This window comes from Sporosarcina sp. SAFN-010 (genome assembly GCF_059415065.1).
Map to the genome: position 1 here is coordinate 196,701 of NZ_JBPFDS010000002.1, position 26,225 is coordinate 222,925.

The following is a 26,225-nucleotide window of genomic DNA, read 5'->3' on the forward strand; positions in this document are numbered from 1 at the left end:
GCCGGCTTAGTGGAATCGGCATTATGGCAACAAGTATCGGCAAGTTCGTGGCTTGAATCGGCATTATGTCGAGGGGAATCGGAACTTTCGAGCTAATAATCGGCATTATCGGCGAATTAATCGGCATCGGGACACAATTCAACGTGGTTTAAGGGATTTATTGGCTGCGCTTCGCTTGTTTCTAAACTGTAGCTTGCCGGCTTAGAGGAATCGGCTCTATGCCAACAAGTATCGGCAAGTTCGTGGCATGAATCGGCACTACGGCGAGGGGAATCGGAACTTTCGAGCCAAGTATCGGCATTATCGGCGAATTAATCGGCATCGGCACACAATTCAACGTGGTTTAAGGGATTTATTGGGTGCGCTTCGCTTGTTTCAAAACTGTAGCTTGCCGGCTTAAAGGAATCGGCTCTATGCCAACAAGTATCGGCAAGTTCGTGGCATGAATCGGCATTATGGCGAGGGGAATCGGAACTTTCGAGCCAAGTATCGGCATTATCGGCGAATTAATCGGCACCGGGACACAATTCAACGTGGTTTAAGGGATTTATTGGCTGCGCTTCGCTTGTTTCAAAACTGTAGCTTGCCGGCTTAGAGGAATCGGCATTATCAGCGAATTAATCGGCATCGGCACACAATTCAACCTAGTTTAAGGAATTATCCGGGTGCGCTTCGCTTGTTTTTGTTCACACAAAAAAGCCCTCCACGTATACTGGAGGGCTTGAAGTAGAAATTTACATACGTTCTGGTGCTGCGACGCCAACGAGTTTCAAGGCATTGGCAATCGTTGTGCGAGCTGCTGTGATCAGCGCTAGGCGTGCTTCAGATAGCTCACGATTCTCATCATCCAACACTTTTTCCGCATTGTAGAAACTATGGAATGTGGATGCGAGTTCTTGAATATATGTCGTGATGCGGTGCGGTGCGCGGAGGCGCGCTGCGTCGCTGACGAGTTGTGGGAAGTCCCCGATTTTTTTGATCAAATCGATTTCCTTTTCCGCTTTCAACAACGATACGTTGGCAACAGATGCAGATACACCTTTTTCTTCAGCTGCACGTAAAATCGAAGAGATTCGAGCGTGTGCGTATTGCGCGTAATACACCGGATTTTCATTGGATTTAGAAACGGCTAGATCCAAGTCAAAGTCCATTTGTGCATCACCTGAACGCATTGCGAAGAAGTAACGTGCTGCGTCTAAACCGACCAATTCAACGAGTTCACGAAGTGTAACGGCTTTACCAGTACGTTTACTCATCTTGAACTTTTCACCATCTTTATAGAGCTGTACCATTTGCGCAACTTCCACTTCTAACGTCTCGCGGTCATAACCAAGTGCTTGAATTGCCGCTTTCATACGTGGAATGTATCCGTGGTGGTCTGCACCCCATATGTTGATGAGCTTATCGAATCCGCGATTCAATTTGTCTTCGTGGTAGGCGATATCTGGCATCAAATACGTGTACGAGCCGTCGTTTTTAATGAGTACGCGGTCTTTGTCGTCACCAAACTCAGTCGAGCGGAACCATGTGGCGCCCTCTTCTTCAAAGACGTGACCGTTTTCGCGCAGCTTGTTCAATGCTACGTCGATTTTGCCATCTTTGTATAGGGATGTCTCTGAGAACCAGACGTCAAATGGCACGCGGAAGTCTGCTAAGTCTTGTTGTAATTTGCCAAGCTCTATTTTCAAACCGAATTCACGGAAGAATGCATAGCGCTCTTCCTCGGACACGTGAACGAACTTGTCGCCGTTTTCTTCGACGAGTTGCTTAGCAATTTGAATAATATCCGGACCTTGATAACCGTCTTCTGGCATTTTTTTCTCGAGTCCAAGTTCTTCAAAGTAACGTGCTTCTAATGAATACGCCAAGTTTTCTACTTGTTTACCAGCATCGTTAATGTAGTATTCGCGAGAAACATCGTAACCTGCAAAGTCGAGAATGTTGCATAGGGAATCTCCGAGTGACGCACCGCGAGCATGTCCTAAGTGCAGGTCACCTGTTGGGTTTGCTGATACAAATTCGACTTGGATTTTTTCATTTTTGCCCGAGTCGTTGCGACCGTATGCTGCCGATTGGTCGATCACTGTTTTTACAACATCATCTAGGTAATCCTTTTTCAAAACGATGTTCATGAATCCAGGACCTGCAATGTCGATTGACTCGATGGATGTACCCGTTTTATCCAGTTTCTCAAGAATTGCTTCTGCAACCGCACGCGGAGGCTTTTTCGCTAATTTAGTGAGCTGCATTGCAATGTTCGTTGCATAATCGCCGTTTTCTTTGCTCTTTGGCGTTTCCAGCTTGATGGCTGGTACTTCCGTCTCTTCTACTAAGCCTGTCGCTAGAACTGCGTTGTGCAAGGCGGTCTTAACTTCGTGCTGGATCTGTTCTACTGCATTCATAGTGTTCCCTCCGCATAGTGAATAGTTAGTTGGTAACTCCCGAGTAAGGATTGTTCAGAGTGCATGTCGTAATGCACATGGAATTTGCCTGCTTTTTGTTCAGACTTAATGGAAAGTTCTTTTGTTACGACGAGCAAGTCCATCGCGAGTGGTCCATTGGCGTATGTCCCAACACGCTTGCCGTTCAATTCAAATGGTAGTCTCATCCTGATGGCGCCTGTCCGCATAACGAGTGCGTCTTCTGGGTCTAGCTTGATCATCGTTTTTATGAGTTCACGATTCTGCTCTTCTTCATAGCGCAAGTATCGGTTGCCTGCTTTTTCAACGATTGTTCCTTCTATTTCGAGCTCGTACTTATCGGTTTCCTGTCCGGGATGTTGGATTGCCGACTTTAGTTTAATCTTCACCGGCACAGCCGAATTTTGCGTTCCCATCCGCTCACCGCCTTTAATTTCATATATCTCTCTATTATAGCCTTCCAACAGTCCTTTTTTCAATCATTGCTTGACGAGATGCGTTTTTTCCAAGTCTTCCGTTTAATTTGCCCCGACCTTTCGCATACTACCCTTAAAAGAGTGTCGAGGAGGTTGGGATGAGATGCGGCGAACGGACTATGTAAAAAAGAGTAAGCGCAGAGCACGGTTCCGTTTCGCCGGGCTGGTCGCAATTACTGCTGCAACCGCACTGTTTACAGTGCTGGTCTGCCTGAGAGTGTACGCACAAATTGCCGGTGCACCTTCGTTAAGCGTTCCTGAAGCATCTGTTTTTATGGACCGTAATGATAAGGAAATCGGTGATCGTTTTTCAGGCGAACGACGATACTGGGTCGATATTGACAAGATGTCTCCTTCCCTTGTTGACGCGTTCATCGCCGTAGAGGATAAAAACTTTTATAAGCATAACGGATTTGACTACAAACGGATTGGCGGCGCGGTGCTGAAAGACGTGAAGGCTCGTCGAAAAGTAGAAGGTGCGAGTACGATTACCCAACAGTATGCGCGAAATTTGTATCTATCCAATGAAAAGTCATGGACCCGTAAAGCTAATGAAGCACTCTACGCGTACCGGATGGAGTTATTTTACGATAAAGAAAAGATTTTAGAAGGCTATTTGAATACCGTGTATTTCGGACATGGAATGTATGGTGTTGAAGCGGCAAGTCGGTATTTCTTTGCTAAATCAGCGAGCGAACTGACGTTGGAAGAAGCCGCCACGATTGCAGCGATTCCGAAAGGTCCTTCGATTTATTCCCCAGTCGCAAATTTGGAAAAGTCTACAAATCGAAGAAAAATTGTTTTGCGACTAATGGAAGAACAAGGGTTCATATCCTCTGAGCAAAAAGATCGCGCGGCGGATCAGAACCTAGCGCTAAAAGCAGAAGATTGGTCAAGTTCTAAAGATGTCGCTCCCTACTTTTTGAATGAGGTATGGCAAGAGGCTGAAAAAATCTTGACCGACAAAGGACGGTACCCTGCTGAAGGTGGTTGGACCATTAAGACTACGCTTGACTTGAAGCATCAAAAGACCGCTGAAGATGTTATTGCGAACAGAATGCCTGAGAATGAGTTACAGCTCGGATTCGTTTCGATGAAACCCGAGACGGGTGAAGTGACGGCAATGGTTGGTGGTAGGAGTTTTGCTGATAGCCCATTTAACCGGGTGACCCAGGCAAAGCGGCAGCCCGGTTCTGCCATGAAGCCCATATTGTATGCGGCGGCTTTGGAGGACGGGTTTAATCCCCTTACGTATATCTCGACAGAGCAGACAATTTTCACGTATGACGGTGGTCGTTCTTCATATGAACCGAGCAACGTGAACGGTAAATTCGGGGACCACCCGATTTCGCTTGCGCAGGCCGTCGCAGTGTCTGACAACATTTACGCTGTGAAAACGCTGGAAGAGGTTGGATACAAAAAGTACAATGCAATGGCGGAAAACCTAGGAATCAATGTGAAGTTTCCGGAGTCACCTGCGGTCGCGCTCGGGACGTCCTCTGTAACGCTTTTTGAAATGACGAGTGCGTATAACCGAGTCGCCTCTGGCGGAAAGAAAGTGGAACCCGTGATGATTTTATCCATTGAAGATTCTCGCGGAAAACTTGTATACGAGCATCCTGAACAAACAAAAAAGCGAGCGATGACAGAGCAGAACGCTTTTGTGTTGACGCATTTATTGACCGGCATGTTTGACCCTGTATTCAATGATTATTTGACATCTACTGGGATTTCAATGCGGGCGAAGCAATCTCGTCCTTATGCCGCTAAGTCAGGAACGACGATTTCCGATCAATATTTGATTGGTTATTCACCAACGCTGACGGCGGGCATATGGACAGGCTACGACGTCGGGAAACAGTTGGAAAATGCAATCGATAAATCTGTGTCGAAGCAGATTTGGATTGAATTTATGGAAGGTGCTCATGAAGGATTGATGTCTGAGCCTTTTCTTCCGCCAAAGGGCGTGAAAGGCGTGACTGTAGATATCGAAACAGGTGGATTGGCGGTTGAAGGGTGCAGCAAGCAGCGGCTTGTTTATATGAAAGAGAAGGACGTTCCGAAGCAACTCTGTACGGATAAAACGTTGCGTGAGTCACGGATGACTGGTTCGAAGAAAGAGAAGGAGTTCGAGTTGTTCCCATTTTCATTTTTTGAGTGATGTTGGGGTCTAATGATGCGCTTGCTTGAGCGGATTCTACTCTTGCTTGATCACATTCAGGCTCGCTTGAGCGGATTCGGCTCTTGCTTGATCACATTCGAGCTTGCTTGAGCGGGTTCGGCTCTTGCTTGATCACATTCAGGCTCGCTTGAGCGGATTCTGCTCTTGCTTGATCACATTCGAGCCCTCTTGAGCGGATTCTGCTCTTGCTTGATCAAACTTGAGCTCAATTGATCAGATTCGTCTTTGATTATAGCGGTCATCCGAATGAATGGAGCACTTCACCTGTAGCACATGCTGAAATTGGCACAACACAACAAAAAAAGCTTCCTGCCTGTTGGGTCTAACGGGCGGGAAGCTTTTTTGTCGGGCGAACCCGAGTGTCCTAGCTCACAATTGCAAGCTAACCTTAGTTTACTTCGTTTTGTCGTGACATTCAACTACCTATTGTCGACTTTCAGTGATTTTTCTACCTATTTCATAAATGAGGAGACGATTCACTGAGATCGATGTGAAGTTTTGGTTCACTGTTGCTCCACATGTCTTCATTGTGCTCTTTAAGGAAGTCCGCTAGAATTTTTTTCGACTTTTCATCCATGTTATCGACGATAATGCGGCGCTTCATGGATTTATCCATCAAATTCACGTGATCAGCGAGCAACTTGTAGCCACGACGTTTTGCGCGGTTGACAATCATTTCACAAGACGTAACTCCCGCATAATACGGTCCCTTTTCATTAAAATCGATTGTGACCCAGACGAGCCAGTAGAGCTTGCCGCCTTCAGAGTCTTCTCGATTTGTTGTGAACTTGATACCCCGCTCGATGTCGCTCTTCGCATGCATTGCGCCTATTTCGATGGAAGCGAGCTCTTCTTCTGTGTCAACCATGACAGGTGTGATGTTTTCCAACGATAGCGATCCGATGCCGAATCCTTTGTGGCCATCTGTTGGGTCGTTCTTTATAATGGTGAACCCTAACTTTTGTTTCGGTTTTTGTTCGTCTGCCATTTCCGCAAACCCCTTTCTATCTGGTAGTATATCTACTATACCGAAATTAATGGAAAGGTGGAAATTGTATGCCGTATGTAACTGTAAAGATGTTGGAAGGTCGCACGGAAGAACAAAAGCGTGCGATGGTGGAAAAAGTGACGGAAGCGGTCATGGAAACTGCCAATGCACCACGGGAAAACATTGTGGTGTTCATCGAAGAAATGCCAAAAAATCATTATGCCGTTGGTGGAAAACGATTGAGCGACCAATAAGAAAAGCCGGACGTAGCAAGGAATCCCCTTGCGCATCCGGTTTTTTTTGTGGAATGAATTATGCGACAGCACAGGCTGACATTTCTGCGATAAATGCAAATGCAGCATCCATTTCCTCATCTGAGAAATTCAATTTGTTCTTGACGATACGGACCTTTTCGATTTGCTCGGTACGCTCTAAGTGATCGAAATAAAGCAACGTAGAGACGAGTTCCAAGAAGCGTGAACTCTGGTCATTCAACTTGCTGATGCATGGCGCAAGTGATTGCTTTGGAGCGTCCCCCGTTTCTGAAAACTTAAGTCCGTCTTCGGTTACTTGGTATGTGTATTGGACGTATGACCCTTTGTCTGTGCATGTTTCATCCAAAAAGCCCATCTCACACAACTCTTCGACGCGCAACGTCAGCTCCTCTGAATAGGGGCCGTACATGTGCAATTCGTATTTCTCTACGAAGGAAAACTCCATCTTTTTCAATATGTAGACCATCTTCTGTAGTTTCTTTCTTCCATTGACTTCATCCGCCAGGGAAATCATCTGAACGATTTTCGCGTGTTCCGCAAGCATTGCGCTCGCTCCTTTCTAGCCTCTTACTAGCTGTAAAATTTCTTTATATAGAGGATTGTCCTCTTGTCCTGCTTCAAGTATGTCTTCAGGGAAATAGATTTTGTGGTCCGTTCGCCTTTTGCCGGAAATGGCATCGACGATATCGGATGACCGTGACAGTTCGCTCAACTCCCCATTTGGCAGTTGTAAGTAGATCGGAACGCGTTCGTTTTCTTCTCCTGGGCGATAAAAATCATATGGTAAATCGGAAGAAGAGTCCGTAACTAAATAATATTCGGGATCAATGCCCGCTTCTTTGAATAATGAATCGAGTTGACCGATTTTGCGATATTCTTTCGCAGGATCGAACTCGGCATATTGAAATAGCTTTCGATTAATGAATCGACGGCATAAGTCAGATAGAATTGGGTCTTGTTCTTTCATCCAAAGCTGGAAATATGTAAATAAGACTCCTTCGTCCAACGAGATATAATCTTCGATTGTAATGGTTTTATCGAAAAAAGACCGGAATGGTACAGGGTCTTGTAGGAACTGATAGCCATCTTTATATAGCGCTTTTGCGCGGTGCAAAATCTTGATGAGAATCACTTCTGCACTACGGGAAACGGGATGGAAATAGACTTGCCAGTACATTTGGTAGCGACTCATGATGTAATCTTCGACAGCGTGCATGCCGCTTGACTTGATGACGACTTGTTCTTCTGCAGGACGCATAACGCGCAAAATTCGCTCCATATCGAAATGTCCATATTGAACGCCTGTGTAATAGGCATCCCGCTGCAAGTAATCCATACGGTCTGCGTCGATTTGGCTGGATATCAAACTGATGACAAGCTTGTCCTTGTACGTTTTACCGACGACATCAGCTACACGTTGCGGGAACTCAGGACTGACGCGACTTAACACTGCGTTCACTTCCGTATCCCCTAACAAAATCGCTTGTGTAAACTTCTCGTGGTCCAAATCGAATACTTTCTCGAACGCATGTGAAAACGGTCCATGACCGAGGTCATGCAGGAGTGCTGCGCACAGTGCGACCAGGCGTTCATCCTCATTCCACTCAGGACGTCCTCCGAAGCCGCTATCAATGATGCGACGGACAATTTCATAGACGCCGAGCGAGTGTTGGAATCGACTATGCTCCGCTCCGTGAAAGACGAGATACGTTGTGCCAAGCTGCCGAATTCTGCGCAGTCGCTGAAATTCCCGGGTGCCTATGACATCCCAAATGACGCGATCTCTCACGTGAATATAGCGGTGTACCGGGTCTTTGAACACCTTTTCTTCTGCCAGTTTCTCATGCTCGTACGACATATCGCACCTCCGTTCAACGTTTATCCAGTATACCAAAAATCAGCAAGTTCGACAGCTGCAAAAGGCACATTCGAAAAAAGATGAAAGTATCAATCTTTTGTTCTGTATAAAATTCTCGCGTGCTGTCCATGCTGTCAGTAGAAAGAGAGAACGAATTATGGGAGGCATTGGAGATGGTAAAAATTAGACAAGACGCATGGTTGGAAGAAAATGACACGTTATTAGCAGAGACAGTATTACGTCACGTACGAGAAGGCAGCACGCAACTAAGTGCATTTGAAGAAGTCGGGGATGCATTGAACCGAACTGCAGCGGCATGTGGATTTCGTTGGAACGCTGTTGTAAGACAAGACTATGAGAAAGAATTGTCACAAGCGAAGAAAGAACGGAAGCAAGCATTGCGAGTCCTTGGTACAGACTTCAAACGTCGTGCGACACCTCTTTACTCGGTTCAAACGAATGAAGAAGAACAACGCGCGGTATCTGTTCCCCTTTCTGCACTTTCCATGGATACAGTGATTGCATTCCTAATTCGCATGCATCACTCAGGTGGTATTAATAATGATGCGCTGCGTTGGCAGCAAACTGCAAAAACTGCTCAGACCCGCGTTGCTGAGCTTGAAAACATGGTGGAGCGTCTGAAAAAAGACAATAAATCCATTCGCGATGACTATGAGCAATTTGTTGAAATTATGAACCGAGCGCGTCGTCTCGTTACATTGAACGAAGAAGGCGAGCATACCGCTCCCGCTTTCAAAATGGAGCAAAACGGAAATTTAATCTCTAAAGAACCCCCTATTCATTAAAATAGGCGGTTCTTTTTTTATGAATTCGTTAACTTCGAGCGATCATTTTGGCGTTCCGTTCGACGACGCGATTCAAGTAATACGTATAGAGTTCCATTTCCTCATCGCGGAAACCGCCAGACTGGACGTTTTCTGCAAGCACGTTCAACTGGTGTTGAATTCGCAAGTTGACATCTTGGACAGTGAGCGGCTGGTCGAGTAATTCGGATAACGATGCCATTGTTTCCGGTTGAATCACAGGGTAGGCAAATTTCGTAATCTCTCCACCTAGTCCAGTTTCATACAACTCTTTCACGATTGCTGCCCGCTCGCTACCGCTGCCTTCGATACATAGATAGACTTGGACGGCGACGCCTTGTCGTAATCGACGCTGGGAGATTCCAGCGAACTTCTTACCATCGATGCTAAGATCATAACTTCCAGGACAATACGATCCTACGATTTCATAGGCCTCGATCCTGTCACCTGTTTCCGGGAACAGCATGCGGATAAATTCCAGCATGACGTCGTAGCCGACCGAGATATCGATTGAACCGTTCTGTTCAGATAATACTATGGAAATGTTGAGCACTCCACTATCGAGGACGACCGCAAGTCCTCCTGAATTTCGGACGATTGTTTTATATCCTGCTTCATGGATGGCCGGTAATGCACGTTCTAGATGTGGGAGACGATGATCCTGAACGCCGAGAACAATTGTATGATCATGCACCCATGTACGGACGGTTGGTGCACTTTGTAGTTGTCCGACTAGCTGGCAAAGTGTATCGTCTGCTGCGAACGATTCTAATGCAGATCGACTTTTAGCCGTTAGGGATTCATCTATATAACGCCATGTCGGGATGGACAAATATGATTCAATTGCTGTCATAAGTAGACTCCTGTTTGTGAATGTTTTAGTTTGATTATCCTCAGTCTACACCACAATTCATTCCTCTTCCACTCGCTGTGTGGTGTCGAATTCGTGACATCCGGTTTCTTGGCTGAATTGAAGTTGTCCGTTATGGTACACTGAGAAAAGAACGGCTGCCTCGGGGGTTTTTCTCCGTCCACCCGTACGAATCTCAATTTAAAGGAGTTCGATTTTTCATGATTGAAGCAGCACAAACGCTGGATGGCTGGTATGTATTACACGACTTCCGTACTATGGACTGGACCTCTTGGAAACTTATTTCCAAAGAAGAGCGCCAGCATGCGGTTGACGAGTTCGTCGCATTTCTAGACAAGCTGAACGTAGCGGATGAAAACAAAACAGGCAGCCATGCATTTTATACAATCGTCGGTCAAAAAGCCGATTTCATGCTCATGACGTTGCGCCCAACGATGGACGAATTACAACAGCTTGAAGCGGAATTCAATAAACTCACGATCGCAGACTTCACTCTTCCTGCGTATTCGTACGTATCCGTAGTGGAACTCTCTAACTACTTAGCTGGTGGGGATTCTGATGAAGATCCATACCAGAACCCATACGTTCGCGGACGTTTGTATCCTGAACTTCCACGCAGCCAATACGTCTGCTTCTACCCAATGGACAAGAAGCGCGAAGGCGACGTCAACTGGTACATGCTTGATATGGATATCCGCAAAGAAATGATGCGCAGCCATGGCTTGATTGGCCGCAGCTACGCTGGCAAAGTGAAGCAAATCATCTCCGGTTCTGTCGGTTTCGACGACCACGAGTGGGGCGTTACACTATTCGCGGACGACGTGCTTCAGTTCAAGAAATTAATCTATGAAATGCGTTTTGACGAAGTGAGCGCGCGCTACAGCGAGTTCGGCGAGTTCTTCGTAGGAACAATTTTACAGGATGACACACGCGCCGATTTCTTCGTGGTGTGAGGTAGATTTGAATGTGAGCCGCCCTTGGGGGAATCCCCAGGGCGTTTTTTTGTGGTTATGGGGAGTTTTCTGGGGTTTATGAGTAGATTCCAGGGCTTATGATCACTTTTCGCGATTTATGAGCACTTTCCAAGGGTTATGATCACTTTTTGCAATTTATGAGCACTTTCCAGAAGTTATGATCACTTTTCGCGTTTTATGAGCGCTTTCCAGGGCTTATGATCACTTTTCGTGTTTTATGAGCACTTTCCAAGGGTTATAATACTTTTTGCAATTTATGAGCACTTTCCAGAAGTTATGATCACTTTTCGCGATTTATGAGCTCTCCTCTAGCTCTCTATCCGCCAACCACGGAATACACATAGTTTTATTCGTACAAATTCACAAATACATCGAAAATCCAACAAAAAAACGCTTCGCAAGGCGAAGCGCAGCCAATCAATCTTGGTTTTACTTGGCAAGTGTATAAGTGGTTGCTTTACGAGTACCGACTTTTTGAAGTAGCGGGCTGGACAGTAGCCGTTTTGCTGTATGGCGGCATGTCAAACCTGTGAATCCACAAAACTCCCGGTTCGTCAGCGACTTTCCAACAAGCATGAAGTACTCTTCGATTGCCTGTTCATAAGGTACCCTACTCTTATGACTACACAGTGGACAGCTCCATACGTCACCTTCACGCACGACGACTTGTTCATTCGGACAATTACAGCAAAGAACCCCATTATTCAATTCAGTAGGATGAATTCCATACCTCGAAGTTAGCGGGAATGGATCATAATCTTGGTGATGTTTTAGGAATATGTCCGCAACTTTTTGGATATCTTGCTTGGATAGTATGGAAGACTCGAGAGGTAATTCTCTAAAAAAAGCAGGCGCTTCGTAATTCGGTAGGATCGGCATAGTTGGTTGCTCTTCGATGAGGATTTCGTTGTTGTGCGCAAACGTGATGAGGCCAGTTACTGGTAGATGAATGTCAAATGCGCTAAGCCAATTGTTCAAAAAATGAATTTTGCGCTCGACTTCTGAAATTGGATTTCTAAATACAGCACGAGCACCGGTTTGCGACTCTTTTAGAAATTGAGTAGGATTCGCTTTGACTATGATTTTATCTGCAATATTTTTGACTTCAGTAATAATAATTCTATCGGGTGCAATAAATAAAGAATCAATTTGAAATTGCACACCATTTTGCTGAAGACTGAGGTCATGCAAGATCGCATGGGGAAAATCAGTATGGACTTCTTTCATGCAGCGGTCGTATTCTTGCTCACCTCCATATCCGGCACGTACTTTGTATAATTCATCCTGGATAAATCGGTACTTTTCGTGTGTGGAAGATAATCTGCTTGCGAGTGATTGCAGTCCTTCTAACTGCTTCGGTTTTGTTCGTTGTTTATAGAGCATGGACACCCTTCCTTTCTATTTCATTGAGTGTAGCTTTTTCCCAGACTGATTGGAATAGCTTTTGCCAAGTTAGCATTTTGCGCTATTCTTGAGGGTTAAACTTGAAGTTTAGTGGCCCATTTCTTCACTTAAAAGCACTCCTTCTTCCAAAGTGTAGCGCTTGAACCATTGTAAGGGCTTGATTGGTTGGCGCTTCGCTTATTTTTAGTAATGTCTTATGGAATAGGGTTCATTTCTGAGATATGGATGATTTTTTTGAGGATTTCTAGTGACTTATGAGCAATTTTGCAGAGTTTATGATCACTTCTCACGCTTTATGAGCACTTTCCAGGTTTTATGATCACTTCTCACGCTTTATGAGCACTTTCCAGGTTTTATGATCACTTCCCACACTTTATGAGCACTTTCCAGAGTTTATGATCACTTCTTACGCTTTATGAGCACTTTCCAGAGTTTATGATCACTTCTTACGCTTTATGAGCACTTTCCAGAGTTTATGATCACTTCCCACGCTTTATGACCACTCTCCACACTTTATTAATGCCTCAACAAATTACGAGTACTTCGTAATGCTTGGTATGTTTCCGTCACTCCGTTCATAGGATACCTGTGAGGGGGTTATCGTGTGGCGGTGATTAAGACGACGGATAAGCATATCGATTTGCTGGCGCGCTTGATGCGAGCGGAAGCCGAAGGCGAAGGCCAGCTCGGGATGCTCATGGTCGGTAATGTTGGTGTAAACCGGGTTCTTGCGGACTGCCTGGACTTCACAGATATTCGCGACCTGGAGGATATGGTATTCCAGCGACCCGGTGGCTTTGAGGCAACGACGAAAGGTTACTTTTATCAACGCGCCCGTGAGGTAGATCGCAAATTGGCACGGCGTGCGGTCAATGGAGAACGGTTCTCGCCTGCAGAACGGTCTCTCTGGTTTTTCATGCCCGCAGGAGATTGCCCAGAACAATGGTACGGACAATACAATACGGGCCGATACAAATCACACTGTTTCTTCTCGCCAACCGCACAAGATTGCCCAAGAGTTTAACTTTGAAAGGATGATGATTTGGTTCAATATCAATGGACACCTAACTATCAGCAACCGCAATATCAATATCCACAACAACCGCAACAGCAACAAAACGTACCGCCGCAAGTCACCATTCCGAGCGGACGTCCGCCAGCGGGCGCATTTCGCGAAGAATCATACATCGAGAATATTTTACGATTAAACCGTGGCAAGGTCGGAACATTCCACTTTTCATTTGAAAATGCTACGGAGGCTGGTACGAACGTAAAAGCAGTCACGGGGATGGTCGAGGCAGCTGGTCGTGACCATGTGATTTTAAGTGAACAAAGTACTGGCAAACGATTCCTCTTCCCGATGATTTACTTCGATTATGCGGAATTCAACGAAGAGCTCAATTACTTCCCTCAGCGACCATGACAAAAAAACACCTGCATTCCCTCAATTCGAGAGGGTGCAGGTGTTTTCATTTCATTAATTGCCAAACTTTGAGGCTGCTACAATAAGCATAATCCAACCGGCGATGAATGCAACGCCACCTATTGGTGTAATGGCACCGAGGATGCCGATTCCCGACAAGCTCAGTACATACAGGCTACCGGAGAAAATGATAATTCCAGCTAACAGGAGATACCCTGCCCACGATAATGCGGTAGATGATCCGAAAAGTGCAGGGCTCATCAAAATTCCGATTGCGAGTAAAGCGATCGCATGAAACATTTGATAGTGAACCGCTTTCTCCCAAACATCCAAATAATGTGCAGATAATCTGTCAGCTAAGGCGTGCGCGCCAAAAGCTCCGAGAGCAACTGCAATAGCACCGTTTACTGCACCTGCGATAATGAAAAATGGCATGTTGTATTCCCTCTTTCCGAGTAATTTACATCAAAAATCAAACAGCGAACCGCCATTTGCATCTTCTTCTACTAAAACTTTTCCCTCAAGACTAGATTGCACTGGAGCGGAGATTGTCTTTTTAATGGGCTCCATTCCAGTTGGAGAAGCACCTGCACCTGCATTACTTCCAGACAAAAACTTCAACTCACCTTCAGATGATGGCAACTGCGCTGTCTTCTCTCCAAGTATCAAACCGCATAGCGACTGCATCGCTGCAATCGATTCGCGCATCGCCGCTTCATCAGACGTCGTTTTCGCATATGTCAGTTGTCGTTGTAATTCTTCTAGAACACGGTTTGTTGAAATCATGCGCCACCGCTTCCTTTCTTCGGTTCAAACTTCATGCATTCCATCCCTGAGGAACGCAGAACAACTGCAGAAGGCAACTCGCGCGTTTTAAACCCATACGCTTTGCAACCACGGGGATGCTTCGGGTCCCACGTGACGTAGAAATGACAGCATTGAAAACAATTCACAGCCATAACAACGGCCGCCTCCCTTCCTTAGCATTCAACTCAATTATTACTGCTCTGTCTTGCACCAATCAATCTCGGTTTCTCCCCAGGAAGCGAGTTGTTCGTTCGTTTTCGAAAACGGACGCGACCCGAAGAATCCTCGATTCGCACTGAGCGGACTTGGATGCACTGACTCAATGGTAACATGCTTTGTCAAATCGATCAGTCGCTTCTTCTCTTGTGCTGGACGCCCCCAGAGTATAAACACAATCGGTTCGTCGCGGTCAGACAGCTTCCGGATCACTTCATCCGTGAACGTCTCCCATCCTTGCTTACGATGAGAATGCGCTTCTCCCGCGCGTACAGTCAAAACGGTATTCATCAAAAGCACGCCTTGCTCCGCCCATCCTAGCAACGAGCCCGATTCAGGAACGGAACAGCCGATGTCGCTCGCAAGCTCTTTAAATATGTTACGCAAACTTGGGGGTATTTTGACGCCGGGTTGCACCGAAAAACTTAAGCCATGTGCTTGTCCGACTCCGTGGTAAGGGTCTTGTCCCAAAATGACTACTTTCACCGATTCAAATGGGGTGTATCCGAATGCGTTCCATATATTATCCATTTCAGGATAGACGTTTTGCTCTGCATATTCTTTCTTCAAAAAATCACGCAACTGTGCATAGGACTGGGCTTCAAATGCTTCTTGGAGCACTGCATCCCACTGACTTTCAAATTGTGGTTTCAACTCATTCACTCCTCAAACTGGATCGTCACGTCATAGCCTGCAAGTGAAAACATCTCGTGAAGCGTCTGTTCCGCATTTTTCTCAGCAGTTTCCAACACGCCTTGTCCAGCGCTTTCTTCGCGAATCAACTTCTTCGCTTCTTCAGCAAGTTCATACGCTTCTGTGATGTCGGCTTTCTCTCTGAATACTCCTTCAAACGAGTACACTTCAACTTGGTCGAAGAAAATTTCAGCTCCTCCAAGGAATTCAGGTTTTGGCAACGTGAGTGTTGCAGTTTTATCGGCCTCATTAATATCCATGTCTTTCTTGCTCACTGTTGATAAATCCACACCGGCCTTGATAGCGCCTGGGATCACAACAAGCAGTTGGCGTTTCGTACCAGGCAGATTGAGTCCGATACTTTGTCCGAACAGCTGGTTATCTTGGCGTTCAATGATGACTTTTGTATAGGCTTCCGCAGTTGCCATTTCGTTCAAGTCTTGGATTTGCTCTAGGAAACTTGTTTTTTGTTCGGTGTATGTGCTTCCTTGCTTCAATAAATAGAAAGCGATAAACGGTAGTGAAGCAATGAGCAGGATCGCGATTAGTGCCATAATGAGAAACGATTTGCGCCATAGCGAGAAGAATAGCGTAAGAATGTGCCATAGACTTCTTCGTTTCTTTTTCGGTCGTGCGAAAGCTTCTTCCATCGTAACTGCACTTTCTTTGTCCGACGCTTTTAACTCTCTCAGTAACTTCTCGATTTCTTCCAGTTTCCGCTCGTCATTCGAGTTGTTATCGTTCTTCATGTCAGTCCCCCTTTGCAACAGCGATTCTAGCTATTGGTCTTTCTTTATAGTTGATAAAAAACAGCCTTAATCGGTACGTACAGTTTGCAGGAAAGTTCCCGTGCAGACAAGTATTCCGTCGTGGTATGATGGCGCGAAGGAGGGATTGCCTTGTCCAACGTTCCGATTCGTGAAAAAGTGAAGCGTATTGCAGAAGCCGCAAAAGATGGAGAATCGTATACTGAGTCCTCAAAAAGTGCAGGAATGCTTTTCTTTTACGGCATCTTCGGCATCGCTATGTTGTTTCTCATTGCGCTAACAATCGGTCTCGCACAAGGAGACCATTATATAGGAAGTGCAATCTGTTTAGTCGCAGGAGGCGGCCTTGGATTCATCCTTCTCAAGCTGGCACGTGCATAATTCGCACAATTTGTATTTGCTTTTCTGATTGAGTACACTTAAGTATACCCTATTCGTAAAGGAGTCCTCTATAATGACGTTGAAAAAGACTTTGACAATTGCAGGATCAGATACTTCCGGCGGCGCCGGCATACAGGCAGACCTTAAAACTTTCCAAGAACTTGGTACATATGGCATGACTGCATTGACAGTTGTCGTCACAATGGATCCGGACAAGCATTGGAGTCACAATGTCTACTCCCTTCCAATCGATGTGATCAAATCGCAAATCAAAACAGCCCTTTCCACTGGCATCGATGCCATTAAAACAGGCATGTTAAGTACAGAAGAAGTCATTCAAACTGCAGGAGAAGCAATTGCTGAATCCGAGCTATCACACGTCGTGATTGACCCTGTTATGGTTTGTAAGGGGGAAGACGAAGTGCTGAACCCTGGAACTGTCGACGCAATGATTGAATACTTACTTCCACGTGCTGAAATCGTAACGCCAAACTTGTTCGAAGCTGGACAGCTTGCAGGTATGAAAACTCCTAGCACAATCGAGCAGATGAAAGCGACTGCTGAGAAGATTCATTCTCTCGGCGCACGCAATGTCGTCATCAAAGGCGGCAAGCAGCTGCAGCACGATAAAGCAGCAGACTTGTTCTATGACGGGAAAACCCATCTTTTATTGGAATCCGAAAAAACGGATACTCACTATAACCACGGCGCAGGCTGTACGTTTGCCGCTGCAATTACAGCAAACTTAGCAAACGGACAAGATATTAAAGATGCAGTAATTGAAGCAAAAGCGTTCGTTGCTGCTGCAATCGCTAACGGCTGGAAATTGAACGAGTATGTAGGACCTGTCATGCACGGAGCTAAAAACCGTTATGGTGGACCTGAAATTACGACAACTGAAGTTTAAGTTTTTCAAGCACTGGTGGGACTTGTCCTTCCGTGCTTTTTTGTTGCTGAAACTGCATAATCGCAATTGCTTCGCTTACCGGATATAATTGAAGGCAGAGTAAAAAAGAAGCCAGAGGAGGAAGACATGTGGAACTTGTACAACGAGATCAGCTACAGAGCTTGATCGATTCCTTTGCGGGCAAAGATGTCTACATTCATTTGGAGACGACAAACGGCTCTTATGCTGCGCATTTTCAGGAAGGATTCTTTAACGCGGGTGCGTTCATCCGCAATATCGTCGTGAACTATGAACTTGGAAAAGTGGCGGGCGACTCCCCTCACCGGATCGGGTTGAAACTACCTTCGGGGTGGATTTACGCGCAAGGAATTACACACTATGAATTGGACGAACACGGACGTCTGCTAATGGCGGGTTTAGGACCAGATGGTAAATTGGCTGTATCCCTCGAAATTAGCGAAACTCCGTTCACGTATTAACAAAAGGAGGACCAATAGAGATGGAAAAAGAACGTCACGTATTAGTCATTTTCCCACACCCGGATGATGAAGCATTCGGTGTTTCGGGTACAATCGCAACCTATATTGAAATGGGCGTCCCTGTGACATACGCTTGTTTAACACTCGGTGAAATGGGACGAAATCTTGGAAATCCCCCATTTGCCAACCGCGAAACGTTACCAATGATCCGTAAAAAAGAGCTCCAAGCATCGGCTGACGCTATGGGACTAACGGATTTACGTATGATGGGCCTTCGCGACAAGACTGTAGAGTTTGAGGACGATGAGAAAATGGTGAAGCTCGTTGCAGACTTGATAGAAGAATTAAATCCTTCACTGATCATCTCGTTCTATCCAGGATTGTCTGTACACCCTGATCATGATGCTACAGGACGCGCAGTTGTTGAAGCGATCCGTAGAATGTCAGAATCCGAGCGTCCTAAGTTGTATACGATTGCATTCGACAATAAAACAGTAGAAGTTATCGGACATCCAGACGTACACCACGATGTGTCTGGAGTGACAGAGAAAAAGCTCGGAGCGATGAATGCTCATGCATCTCAAACTGTTTGGATGATGGAAGATATGCAAAAACGTCTGGACGCGGAAGATGCTGATGCGTTAAGATGGTTAAAGACAGAACATTTCTACACATACACCTTTTAAGTAAGGAAACCGCTTTCAATGCGGTAGTTCTCGGTTCACTAGTTTTCCAGCTAGTGAATCCGGGTATACATATAGAGCTTTGGAGAAAATTTCTAGTTTACTTTTCGGTATTCATTCATTATCATGAATAAATATACATAGTATGCATTACTAATTGCGAAGGAGCTCATCCATGAAAAAAGCGTCTTTATCCAACTGGTTATTGTTTTTAGTACCATCTATCATCGGGGTCATTCTGTTTATGATCCCACTGAAAATCGGTGATGGCTGGAAAGTTCCGATTGCTTTTCTAGCTGACAAACTCTCTGGTCTTGTGGAACCTGCTATGCCGTTTGCCGCGATGGTCCTCATTATTGTTTCAGCAGTTGGTTCTGTGATCTTCTTGTTTGTCCAAAAAGACGAAGGTGCCAAGCCGACTTTCGCCCAAACGTTGTTCAAAGTGACACCGTTCTGGACATTGACGCGCGTAGTTGGTGCTGTTTTCGCTGTAATGGTGACTTACAAACTCGGACCTGAAGCGATCTGGAGTGAAAATACGGGCGGAATGTTACTATCACCTGATGGACTCGTTTCGTTCTTATACACCATTTTCCTATTCGCAGGTTTGTTCTTGCCATTATTATTAAATTTTGGATTGCTCGAGTTTTTCGGAACGATGATGGTGAAAATCATGCGTCCGTTATTCAAGCTTCCTGGCCGATCCTCCATTGATGCACTGACGTCTTGGGTTGGAGACGGGACAATCGGTGTCTTGTTGACGAGTAAACAATACGAAGATGGACATTATACGAAACGGGAAGCAGCCGTTATTGCAACGACGTTCTCGATCGTTTCGATTACATTCTCTCTTGTTATCATTAAGACTGTTGGTCTTGAAAACTACTTCGTTCCGTTTTATGCAACGGTTGCAGTGGTGGGTCTTGTCCTCGGTCTCATTATGCCAAGAATCTATCCTCTTTCGAAGAAACCTGATGAGTTCATCGATGGCTCTCCGCAGACTGGAACTGAGGAAAGTCTACCAGAGGGGTATAATGTATTCTCTCACGGAATTGAAAACGCGCTCGCAACTGCGGATAAAAACCGTTCGCCAGGTAAAATTGTTGGCGACGGATTCCGAAACGTACTTGATATGTGGATTGGCGTAGCACCAATCGTTATGGCATTCGGTACGATTGCAACGATGCTTGCAGAGTATACAAGTCTATTTACGATTCTTGGGAAGCCATTTGTTCCATATTTAAATCTGCTTCATATTCCTGAAGCAGCTGAAGCCGGTTCACTTATGGTTGTCGGGATTACAGATATGTTCTTGCCTGCTCTTCTTGCAGACGGTATGATTTCTGATCCGATTACTCTTTTCACAGTGGCGACCGTCTCTGTCGTTCAGCTAATCTACTTGTCTGAAGTCGGTGGTTTGATTCTAGGAACTAAGATTCCCGTCAACATCTGGGATTTGATTGTGATTTTCTTACTTCGTACGATCATCGCGCTACCAATCGTGGCGGGCGTTGCCCACTTGTTATTTTAATAGAAATTAAAATCACCCCTATGCAGCTAGTTAGTTGCATAGGGGTGATTTTTTGTTTTAGGGAGTGCTTGGTTGGTCGCGAGATTAGATGATGAGTGAATAGGGTTTCGCTTCCGCGGGCGTGTGGTGGCTGAGAGTATGAGCACTTTCCCAGGCTTATGATCACTTTTCACGCTTTGTGAGCACTTTCCCACGTTTATGATCACTTTTCATGCTTTATGAGCTCTTTCCCAAGGTTATGATCACTTTTCACGCTTTATGAGCACTTTTCCAGGTTTATGATCACTTTTCATGCTTTATGAGCACTTTCCCTTGTTTATGATCACTTTTCACGCTTTATGAGCACTTTCCCAAGTTTATGATCACTTTTCACGCTTTATGAGCTCTATTCCAGGTTTATGATCACTTTTCATGATTTATGAGCACTTTCCCAGGTTTATGATCACTTTTCATGCTTTATGAGCACTTTCCCAGGTTTATGATCACTTTTCACGCTTTATGAGCTCTTTCCCTTGTTTATGAGCATATGCACCCTATCTCCCACGCAAAAACCCGCTCGCACCAGTATTTAACGGTACGAGCGGGTTCATTTTATCAAGCATTCACTTTTTCACGAATCTTTTCTAGCATATCTACTACCATCGCATCGAGGTCATAAGTAGATTTGAAGCCCCACTCAGATTCTGCTACAGATGTATCAAGAGAGTTTGGCCAGCTATCTGCGATTGATTGGCGAACCGGATCGACATCATAACTAATTTCAAACGTTGGGATGTGCTTTTGGATAGCTGCTGCCAGCTCGGATGGCTCGAAGCTCATCGCAGTTACGTTGAAAGCGTTACGATGTTTCAAGTTAGCTGCATCGGTTTCCATTAAGTCCACAATCGCTTGCAACGCATCTGGCATATACATCATATCCATGTACGTACCTTCCGCGATGAATGACGTATACTTGCCTTCTTCTACCGCTTTATAGAAAATATCTACTGCATAATCAGTTGTGCCGCCACCTGGTTGCGCAACGTATGAAATGAGTCCAGGGAATCGAACACCACGTGTATCGACGCCGAACTTTTGATAATAATAATCACAAAGCAATTCACCAGACACTTTGTTCACTCCATACATCGTTGTAGGGCGTTGGAATGTATCTTGTGGTGTGTTTTCTTTTGGAGTCGATGGTCCAAATGAGCCGATCGAGCTTGGTGTGAAGAACTGAAGATCCAATTCACGTGCTGTCTCCAGCGCATTCACTAGTCCTCCCATGTTCAGGTTCCAAGCGAGCATCGGGTTCTCTTCCGCTTTTGCGGAAAGCAATGCCGCCATGTGCATGAGCGTGTCTGCTCCGAATTCTTTTGCAATTCGGGTCATTTTTTCACCCTCAGTTACGTCAAGAATTGCGAAAGGTCCATTCATTTCTGTTTGCGGCTCGCGAATGTCTGTTGCCAACACATTGTCGACACCATATTCCGCTCGCAATTTGGTAATCAGCTCTGAACCGATTTGACCGAGTGCTCCGGTCACCATAATTTTTTTCATCGTGTATTCCCCCTATGAATGTTTGTCTTTTTGGAGAGGACAGTTCGTGTTTATCAAATAAAATATCCAGTTTCAATAACTGAAACTGATTATAAACTGTTCTGCTGGAAAATACAATTCATTGAATAACGTTTCCATCAGTTGTCGGAATTGTATGGTATAATGTTGGTAACTGGAGGGTGTATAGCTTGAAAGATAATCCATTTCTTATCCAAGGAGTTGCCCGTTGGCTTTTATTATTTGGCGGTGGAGTTCTCCTTACCGTGGTGCTACTATTTGCAAATATTCCTTTTTGGGCCGTGTTCGCTATTGTAATAGTTGTATATATGTCGATTACACTCGGATGGCCGATTTATATCATTTATGTAACGAAGGATATGGACAAAATCGATAAGTTTTTGACGAGGAATCGTTCAAATACCCTTTTCGCTTATGCCTATGCTATTGCCCATGAAACGGACGAAACGATCATAGAAACAATCGAAACCATACTACAAACTCACAAACAACCTAAAGTTCAAGCAGTTTACGCAGCGAATCTTGCTGTTTGGCAACAAGATGTAGAGGCATTGCACCGTCTATCCATTCACTTACCAACAGCGGATTATGTGAACTACTACACGGCAAATGCCTTGTTGATGGAAGGAAATATAGAAAGTGCTCAAGCTCTACAAACTGCCATCAAAAAGCAATGGATGAAACATGCTCTTCAAGCTAGCATCGCCAAACAGTCTGGAGACCAAACTGCCTATCGCAAAGAAGTGGAGCTCTCAACTTCCCATGCCCGCGGAGTTCAGCATTATGTATTGGTGTCTCTGTTCCACCGTCAAGACCAAGTATCTCCCATTATCCAATAGGAGAGATGGCCGTGTTTTACGAAGAAGAGACTGATGTAGAGCTACATGACGGTTGCAAAGGACTGATTGTGATTGTACGTTCAGATGATCGCACCAAATATGACATCGAACTTGCAAACGGAGAATTGACCACTGTATATCATGAAGAAGTTACCCGACCTGTAAAAACTCCAACGAAATAAAAGCAGTCTGGAAGGATAAAATCCTTTCCAGACTGCTTTTTAGTTTTTAAATAAGATCGCACAGTGCGAACTCACATTTATTTTATTGGATAACACCGAGCTCTTTACCGACTTTTTCATAAATCTTAAGTGCGTCGTCGAGCATCTCTTTCGTGTGGGCAGCAGTTGGCATGTTACGTACACGGCCTGTCCCTTTTGGTACAGTCGGGAATACGATCGATTTTGCATAGACGCCTTCTTCAGCAAGACGTTTTGAGAATTGCTGTGTTAGTTTTTCTTCTCCAATGATACAAGGTGTGATCGGCGTTTCGGAGTTCCCGATATTGAAGCCGAGTTTTTTCAAGCCCGCTTTCAAATAGTCTCCGTTTTCCCACAGCTTGTCGTGAAGTTCAGTGGATGCACTGATTTTATCAAGCGCCCCCATAATTGCTGCCACGTCGCCTGGTGGTACTGCTGTCGAGAATAAGAATGGACGTGAACGAACTTTCAACCAGTCTATTAGTTTTTGTGTTCCGGCTACATAACCGCCCACAACGCCGACTGCTTTTGAAAGAGTTCCCATCTGCATGTCGATCTCTTTTTCAAGCCCGAAATGCTTCACAGTTCCTTTCCCTTTGCCAGTTACGCCTGATCCGTGCGCATCATCTACGTATGTGATGAGGTCGAATTCTTTCGCAACTTCAACAGCTCCTGGAAGGTTTGCGATATCTCCATCCATCGAGAAGACGCCATCTGTAATGTACATGACTTTTCCGTATAAACCGGACTCTGTCGCTTCTTTTGCTTTCGCACGTAGATCATCCATGTCTTGGTGCTTCACACGGATAATTTTAGCGCCCGATAGACGGCAACCGTCGATAATCGATGCGTGGTTTAATTCATCCGATAAAATCGCATCGTTTTTGTTCATGACTGCAGAAATCGCCGCCATGTTGCAGTTGAATCCAGATTGGAAGGAAATTGCAGCTTCCGTTCCTTTGAACTCAGCAAGCTTTTTCTCAAGTTCGATGTGGATATCGAGCGTACCGTTGATGGTACGCACGGCTCCCGCACCGACACCGTATTTATTCACAGCTGCAATATTAAGTTTTTTCAAGTCCTCGTCTGTCGCAAGACCTAAGTAGTTATTCGATGATAAGTTAATGAGGTCGTTGCCTTTGATTTTAATGATTGGACCATTCGGACCTTCCACTGGTTCAATTTCGTTGTAGAGTCCCTGATCTCGAAGTTCTTGCAAGTTCTCGTCTAGAAATGCGTTTAATATGTTAGACAAACTAATCTTCCTTTCAGACACATGATGCTCTTAGTGTAGCATATTTGTGCCTTTCCCCATAACCGAAGTGTGTTATGGGGCGAGGAGTTCTGTCAGCATTTCCGCTTTTCCATGGAATGCTTTCTGATCAAGCGCACTGTCCATTCCTGCATCGATAAGACTTGTCAGCCGCGCATAGGACTGCATATACCCTGCCGCATTTGCAATTGTTTCTTTGTAGCGCGGACGGATTTCATCAATCTCCTGCTCTGCTTTTTCACTAGGGGCACACATCGCGACGAGGTCCAAAATTTCATCGCCCTCTCGTTCTGCCTCATACACATGGGGCTCTGTTGCGTCGAATAGGCAAACGGACAGCTCAGGGAACTGGACCAGGTCAATACTTCCTGTATCTAACCCACACCAGCCATATAAAACATCAATACCCCTTTTTTCCGCTTCCTCTCCAAGTGCTTTCATCATAGTGGACTTGCCCGTTCCGGGAAGGGCTTTGATTAAAATTCTTCGCTTTAGAGATTTGGTGATAGATGGGAGGAAGTCATGCGCTCCTTTTGATGACAACGATCCGATAATGCGGTGTGAAACTGCGGAATCTTTTCGTAAATCCAATGTGCCAAATAATTCGCTTGCAAGCGACTGAATTTTAGCCTCGTGCGCTTGCCAATCCATACGACGGATGTTGACGTTTTCCCATTCATCATGGATGGCTTTCGCTTCAGTTAGTGCAGCGAGAGCTTTTTCCAAATAAGTGGCCGCCTCTTCAAGATGCCCAGCAATTTGAGGATTGTTTGCGCGTAATTTGGTTTCATCATAGACATCATAAAAGCTTACAACGCGGTGTTTTCCGCCAAGGTCTGTGGGTTCAAGTGGAACCGGATAAGAGGCCGCGATGTAAAAAAGTTCTGGTCCTTTCACATAAATCCCGTCTGTTTTCTCGACATGCAAGGGGCTCCTGAATCGGTCAACATCGTATCCTCTTTTTACATAATAGACTGCGAGCTCATTCAATATACTAGATAGCGCAAATGTAGGTGGTGATTTAATGAACACCGTCGTCGTAGCTTGTTGGATTAGGTGCTCGTACTTATGAGACAGTCCTCCTCCTGTATAGGCTGTTCCCATTGATTCTGTTAACTTTCCGTTCATCGTGACACTCCCTTTCAGATGCTCTTCAGAATATCTTATGAAATGACCACGAAAAAAAGCACAGCCATGGATGACTGTGCTCTTCTTTATAGTAGAACTTGACTATTTTCTTGTTTAGCTACTTTCAGTAAAAGTCGCTGACATTGTGGCATCGCGTAATGGACGAATTGTCCAATCAGTAATGCAATGAGCACCGTTCCAATGCCAACTGGTCCTCCGAGTGCCCATCCGAGCAGGGCGACAATAACTTCAATAGAGGTCCGTACAATTTTTACACTAATATTGAATTTGTGCACAATCAGCAACATTAGGCTGTCTCGTGGACCTGCCCCCATATTTGGAGATACGTAAAGCCCGATACCGTACGACATGATGACAACGCCTGTTACGAAAAACACGACTTGCGCTGCAATTGACGTCACGTCAGGCAATAGCCAGTTGAACAGATCAATGAAAGTACCGAGCAAAAGCATATTGAGCCAAGTACCGTATTTCGGCCATTTTTTTTGCGAGGCCGCTGTAATGAGGACGATGAGCAATCCTGTGATGATGCTCCAAGTCCCAATGGACAACCCGATATTTTGATAAAGACCTACATGTAGGACATCCCACGGCCCAATGCCTAGCAGTTGTCCTTTGATGGTCATCGCAATCCCTAATGAGAGGAACATTTGTCCCACGATGAAAAAAGTCCATCTCCATTTTTTTAACGTCATCATACACATTCTTCTTTCCGCAAGCCGCTGAATGGACCTAGCGGCGTATTCTCTATAGTCAATTGTAGCATGTAAAACAAGCTTGTGGATGAGGGATTTTCGAGCTTGTGGCGATGTTTATGGGTGGATATCTGGGGTTATGATCAGTTTTTGTGGTTTATGAGCACTTTCTCTGAGTTATGATCACTTTTTATCCTTTATGAGCACTTTCTCTGAGTTATGATCATTTTTCTTGGTTTATGAGCACTTTCTCAGGGTTATGATCACTTTTCACGCTTTATGAGCACTTTCTCTGAGTTATGATCACTTTTCACGCTTTATGAGCACTTTCTCTGAGTTATGATCACTTTTCA

At 45.1% G+C, this 26,225-nt stretch carries 28 protein-coding genes; 13 read left to right on the plus strand and 15 right to left on the minus strand.

Annotation, left to right across the window (positions count from 1 at the left end):
- Positions 1–734: 734 nt before the first annotated feature.
- Positions 735–2,402 carry an arginine--tRNA ligase gene (argS, locus tag ACR65F_RS03865; protein ID WP_440503348.1) on the minus strand — a complete coding sequence of 556 codons (1,668 nt, stop codon included), beginning with the start codon at positions 2,400–2,402 and terminating at the stop codon, positions 735–737.
- Positions 2,399–2,836 carry a YwiB family protein gene (locus tag ACR65F_RS03870; RefSeq protein ID WP_039044506.1) on the minus strand — a complete coding sequence of 146 codons (438 nt, stop codon included), beginning with the start codon at positions 2,834–2,836 and terminating at the stop codon, positions 2,399–2,401. The genes argS and ACR65F_RS03870 overlap by 4 nt, the downstream gene beginning before the upstream one ends.
- A 163-nt stretch (positions 2,837–2,999) precedes the next feature.
- Between ACR65F_RS03870 and ACR65F_RS03875 the strand changes: the two genes are divergently transcribed.
- The gene (locus ACR65F_RS03875; RefSeq protein ID WP_440503349.1) at positions 3,000–5,057 is read left to right on the plus strand and encodes a transglycosylase domain-containing protein; all 2,058 of its coding nucleotides are present in this window, start codon (positions 3,000–3,002) and stop codon (positions 5,055–5,057) included.
- A 478-nt stretch (positions 5,058–5,535) separates the two neighbouring features.
- On the opposite strand, the gene ACR65F_RS03880 is transcribed toward ACR65F_RS03875, so the two are convergent.
- The gene (locus ACR65F_RS03880) at positions 5,536–6,066 is read right to left on the minus strand and encodes a YwhD family protein (protein WP_039044504.1); all 531 of its coding nucleotides are present in this window, start codon (positions 6,064–6,066) and stop codon (positions 5,536–5,538) included.
- A 68-nt stretch (positions 6,067–6,134) separates the two neighbouring features.
- Here ACR65F_RS03880 and thmT point away from each other — a divergent pair, with 68 nt between their 5' ends.
- Complete coding sequence (gene thmT / locus ACR65F_RS03885) at positions 6,135–6,320, plus strand: 2-hydroxymuconate tautomerase (RefSeq protein ID WP_025785549.1); 186 nt, start codon at positions 6,135–6,137, stop codon at positions 6,318–6,320.
- A gap of 58 nt (positions 6,321–6,378) precedes the next feature.
- Here the strand turns inward: thmT and ACR65F_RS03890 are convergent, their stop codons facing one another.
- Positions 6,379–6,885, minus strand: coding sequence for a YwgA family protein (locus ACR65F_RS03890; RefSeq protein WP_440503350.1), 507 nt, complete (start codon positions 6,883–6,885; stop codon positions 6,379–6,381).
- A gap of 15 nt (positions 6,886–6,900) precedes the next feature.
- Positions 6,901–8,199, minus strand: coding sequence for an HD domain-containing protein (locus tag ACR65F_RS03895; RefSeq protein WP_440503351.1), 1,299 nt, complete (start codon positions 8,197–8,199; stop codon positions 6,901–6,903).
- A gap of 173 nt (positions 8,200–8,372) precedes the next feature.
- Here ACR65F_RS03895 and ACR65F_RS03900 point away from each other — a divergent pair, with 173 nt between their 5' ends.
- Positions 8,373–9,005 carry an RsfA family transcriptional regulator gene (locus tag ACR65F_RS03900; RefSeq protein WP_039044501.1) on the plus strand — a complete coding sequence of 211 codons (633 nt, stop codon included), beginning with the start codon at positions 8,373–8,375 and terminating at the stop codon, positions 9,003–9,005.
- A 28-nt stretch (positions 9,006–9,033) separates the two neighbouring features.
- On the opposite strand, the gene lipL is transcribed toward ACR65F_RS03900, so the two are convergent.
- On the minus strand, positions 9,034–9,876 hold the full coding sequence (gene lipL, locus ACR65F_RS03905) for an octanoyl-[GcvH]:protein N-octanoyltransferase (protein WP_440503352.1): 843 nt from the start codon (positions 9,874–9,876) through the stop codon (positions 9,034–9,036).
- Positions 9,877–10,094: 218 nt separating this feature from the next.
- Here lipL and hemQ point away from each other — a divergent pair, with 218 nt between their 5' ends.
- Complete coding sequence (gene hemQ, locus ACR65F_RS03910) at positions 10,095–10,847, plus strand: hydrogen peroxide-dependent heme synthase (protein ID WP_039044500.1); 753 nt, start codon at positions 10,095–10,097, stop codon at positions 10,845–10,847.
- A 450-nt stretch (positions 10,848–11,297) separates the two neighbouring features.
- Here the strand turns inward: hemQ and ACR65F_RS03915 are convergent, their stop codons facing one another.
- Positions 11,298–12,251: a nuclease-related domain-containing protein gene (locus ACR65F_RS03915; RefSeq protein ID WP_440503353.1), complete on the minus strand. Its 954-nt coding sequence runs from the start codon at positions 12,249–12,251 to the stop codon at positions 11,298–11,300.
- A gap of 625 nt (positions 12,252–12,876) precedes the next feature.
- Between ACR65F_RS03915 and ACR65F_RS03920 the strand changes: the two genes are divergently transcribed.
- Together ACR65F_RS03920 and gerQ are read left to right on the plus strand one after the other, a co-directional pair.
- Entirely contained in the window at positions 12,877–13,296 is a 420-nt protein-coding gene (locus ACR65F_RS03920) for a cell wall hydrolase (RefSeq protein ID WP_039042735.1), read from the plus strand.
- A gap of 18 nt (positions 13,297–13,314) precedes the next feature.
- Positions 13,315–13,695, plus strand: a complete 381-nt coding sequence (gerQ, locus tag ACR65F_RS03925; protein ID WP_039042734.1) for a spore coat protein GerQ — start codon at positions 13,315–13,317, stop codon at positions 13,693–13,695.
- A 54-nt stretch (positions 13,696–13,749) separates the two neighbouring features.
- On the opposite strand, the gene ACR65F_RS03930 is transcribed toward gerQ, so the two are convergent.
- From ACR65F_RS03930 to ACR65F_RS03945, 4 genes are all read right to left on the minus strand, one after another.
- Positions 13,750–14,130: a DUF423 domain-containing protein gene (locus tag ACR65F_RS03930; RefSeq protein ID WP_125102574.1), complete on the minus strand. Its 381-nt coding sequence runs from the start codon at positions 14,128–14,130 to the stop codon at positions 13,750–13,752.
- A gap of 30 nt (positions 14,131–14,160) precedes the next feature.
- The gene (locus tag ACR65F_RS03935) at positions 14,161–14,481 is read right to left on the minus strand and encodes a YwdI family protein (RefSeq protein ID WP_440503354.1); all 321 of its coding nucleotides are present in this window, start codon (positions 14,479–14,481) and stop codon (positions 14,161–14,163) included.
- A gap of 213 nt (positions 14,482–14,694) precedes the next feature.
- Positions 14,695–15,372 carry a uracil-DNA glycosylase gene (locus ACR65F_RS03940; RefSeq protein WP_440503355.1) on the minus strand — a complete coding sequence of 226 codons (678 nt, stop codon included), beginning with the start codon at positions 15,370–15,372 and terminating at the stop codon, positions 14,695–14,697.
- 5 nt (positions 15,373–15,377) lie between these two features.
- Positions 15,378–16,160 (minus strand): DUF4230 domain-containing protein, encoded by a 783-nt coding sequence (locus ACR65F_RS03945; RefSeq protein ID WP_440503356.1) that lies wholly within the window; start codon positions 16,158–16,160, stop codon positions 15,378–15,380.
- Between the two features lie 150 nt (positions 16,161–16,310).
- Between ACR65F_RS03945 and ACR65F_RS03950 the strand changes: the two genes are divergently transcribed.
- The 5 genes from ACR65F_RS03950 (at position 16,311) to ACR65F_RS03970 (ending at position 20,159) form a co-directional block, all read left to right on the plus strand.
- Positions 16,311–16,559: a hypothetical protein gene (locus tag ACR65F_RS03950; protein ID WP_440503357.1), complete on the plus strand. Its 249-nt coding sequence runs from the start codon at positions 16,311–16,313 to the stop codon at positions 16,557–16,559.
- Positions 16,560–16,632: 73 nt separating this feature from the next.
- Positions 16,633–17,466, plus strand: coding sequence for a bifunctional hydroxymethylpyrimidine kinase/phosphomethylpyrimidine kinase (gene thiD, locus ACR65F_RS03955; protein ID WP_039042728.1), 834 nt, complete (start codon positions 16,633–16,635; stop codon positions 17,464–17,466).
- 128 nt (positions 17,467–17,594) lie between these two features.
- The gene (locus ACR65F_RS03960) at positions 17,595–17,945 is read left to right on the plus strand and encodes a YojF family protein (RefSeq protein ID WP_039042727.1); all 351 of its coding nucleotides are present in this window, start codon (positions 17,595–17,597) and stop codon (positions 17,943–17,945) included.
- A 20-nt stretch (positions 17,946–17,965) separates the two neighbouring features.
- Entirely contained in the window at positions 17,966–18,631 is a 666-nt protein-coding gene (bshB2, locus tag ACR65F_RS03965; protein WP_025785532.1) for a bacillithiol biosynthesis deacetylase BshB2, read from the plus strand.
- 172 nt (positions 18,632–18,803) lie between these two features.
- On the plus strand, positions 18,804–20,159 hold the full coding sequence (locus ACR65F_RS03970; protein WP_039042726.1) for a YjiH family protein: 1,356 nt from the start codon (positions 18,804–18,806) through the stop codon (positions 20,157–20,159).
- A 594-nt stretch (positions 20,160–20,753) separates the two neighbouring features.
- Here the strand turns inward: ACR65F_RS03970 and ACR65F_RS03975 are convergent.
- Positions 20,754–21,698 (minus strand): L-threonine 3-dehydrogenase, encoded by a 945-nt coding sequence (locus tag ACR65F_RS03975; RefSeq protein WP_440503358.1) that lies wholly within the window; start codon positions 21,696–21,698, stop codon positions 20,754–20,756.
- Between the two features lie 188 nt (positions 21,699–21,886).
- Here ACR65F_RS03975 and ACR65F_RS03980 point away from each other — a divergent pair, with 188 nt between their 5' ends.
- Complete coding sequence (locus tag ACR65F_RS03980) at positions 21,887–22,555, plus strand: hypothetical protein (protein ID WP_440503359.1); 669 nt, start codon at positions 21,887–21,889, stop codon at positions 22,553–22,555.
- Positions 22,556–22,566: 11 nt separating this feature from the next.
- The gene (locus tag ACR65F_RS03985) at positions 22,567–22,737 is read left to right on the plus strand and encodes a hypothetical protein (RefSeq protein WP_440503360.1); all 171 of its coding nucleotides are present in this window, start codon (positions 22,567–22,569) and stop codon (positions 22,735–22,737) included.
- Between the two features lie 82 nt (positions 22,738–22,819).
- Here the strand turns inward: ACR65F_RS03985 and ACR65F_RS03990 are convergent, their stop codons facing one another.
- The 3 genes from ACR65F_RS03990 to ACR65F_RS04000 form a co-directional block, all read right to left on the minus strand.
- The gene (locus ACR65F_RS03990; protein ID WP_025785528.1) at positions 22,820–24,010 is read right to left on the minus strand and encodes a glycine C-acetyltransferase; all 1,191 of its coding nucleotides are present in this window, start codon (positions 24,008–24,010) and stop codon (positions 22,820–22,822) included.
- A gap of 72 nt (positions 24,011–24,082) precedes the next feature.
- A complete protein-coding gene (locus ACR65F_RS03995; RefSeq protein ID WP_440503361.1) occupies positions 24,083–25,156 on the minus strand; it encodes a hypothetical protein in 1,074 nt (357 codons plus the stop codon).
- Between the two features lie 86 nt (positions 25,157–25,242).
- Entirely contained in the window at positions 25,243–25,875 is a 633-nt protein-coding gene (locus tag ACR65F_RS04000; RefSeq protein ID WP_440503362.1) for a YczE/YyaS/YitT family protein, read from the minus strand.
- Between the last annotated feature and the right edge of the window lie 350 nt (positions 25,876–26,225).

What these genes read in the sequence shown, in the direction of transcription:
- argS (WP_440503348.1), bottom strand. Translation starts at nt 2,402, where the DNA reads ATGAATGCAGTAGAACAGATCCAGCACGAAGTTAAGACCGCCTTGCAC.
- ACR65F_RS03870 (WP_039044506.1), bottom strand. Translation starts at nt 2,836, where the DNA reads ATGGGAACGCAAAATTCGGCTGTGCCGGTGAAGATTAAACTAAAGTCG.
- ACR65F_RS03875 (WP_440503349.1), top strand. Translation starts at nt 3,000, where the DNA reads ATGCGGCGAACGGACTATGTAAAAAAGAGTAAGCGCAGAGCACGGTTC.
- ACR65F_RS03880 (WP_039044504.1), bottom strand. Translation starts at nt 6,066, where the DNA reads ATGGCAGACGAACAAAAACCGAAACAAAAGTTAGGGTTCACCATTATA.
- thmT (WP_025785549.1), top strand. Translation starts at nt 6,135, where the DNA reads ATGCCGTATGTAACTGTAAAGATGTTGGAAGGTCGCACGGAAGAACAA.
- ACR65F_RS03890 (WP_440503350.1), bottom strand. Translation starts at nt 6,885, where the DNA reads ATGCTTGCGGAACACGCGAAAATCGTTCAGATGATTTCCCTGGCGGAT.
- ACR65F_RS03895 (WP_440503351.1), bottom strand. Translation starts at nt 8,199, where the DNA reads ATGTCGTACGAGCATGAGAAACTGGCAGAAGAAAAGGTGTTCAAAGAC.
- ACR65F_RS03900 (WP_039044501.1), top strand. Translation starts at nt 8,373, where the DNA reads ATGGTAAAAATTAGACAAGACGCATGGTTGGAAGAAAATGACACGTTA.
- lipL (WP_440503352.1), bottom strand. Translation starts at nt 9,876, where the DNA reads ATGACAGCAATTGAATCATATTTGTCCATCCCGACATGGCGTTATATA.
- hemQ (WP_039044500.1), top strand. Translation starts at nt 10,095, where the DNA reads ATGATTGAAGCAGCACAAACGCTGGATGGCTGGTATGTATTACACGAC.
- ACR65F_RS03915 (WP_440503353.1), bottom strand. Translation starts at nt 12,251, where the DNA reads ATGCTCTATAAACAACGAACAAAACCGAAGCAGTTAGAAGGACTGCAA.
- ACR65F_RS03930 (WP_125102574.1), bottom strand. Translation starts at nt 14,130, where the DNA reads ATGCCATTTTTCATTATCGCAGGTGCAGTAAACGGTGCTATTGCAGTT.
- ACR65F_RS03935 (WP_440503354.1), bottom strand. Translation starts at nt 14,481, where the DNA reads ATGATTTCAACAAACCGTGTTCTAGAAGAATTACAACGACAACTGACA.
- ACR65F_RS03945 (WP_440503356.1), bottom strand. Translation starts at nt 16,160, where the DNA reads ATGAAGAACGATAACAACTCGAATGACGAGCGGAAACTGGAAGAAATC.
- thiD (WP_039042728.1), top strand. Translation starts at nt 16,633, where the DNA reads ATGACGTTGAAAAAGACTTTGACAATTGCAGGATCAGATACTTCCGGC.
- bshB2 (WP_025785532.1), top strand. Translation starts at nt 17,966, where the DNA reads ATGGAAAAAGAACGTCACGTATTAGTCATTTTCCCACACCCGGATGAT.
- ACR65F_RS03970 (WP_039042726.1), top strand. Translation starts at nt 18,804, where the DNA reads ATGAAAAAAGCGTCTTTATCCAACTGGTTATTGTTTTTAGTACCATCT.
- ACR65F_RS03975 (WP_440503358.1), bottom strand. Translation starts at nt 21,698, where the DNA reads ATGAAAAAAATTATGGTGACCGGAGCACTCGGTCAAATCGGTTCAGAG.
- ACR65F_RS03995 (WP_440503361.1), bottom strand. Translation starts at nt 25,156, where the DNA reads ATGAACGGAAAGTTAACAGAATCAATGGGAACAGCCTATACAGGAGGA.
- ACR65F_RS04000 (WP_440503362.1), bottom strand. Translation starts at nt 25,875, where the DNA reads ATGATGACGTTAAAAAAATGGAGATGGACTTTTTTCATCGTGGGACAA.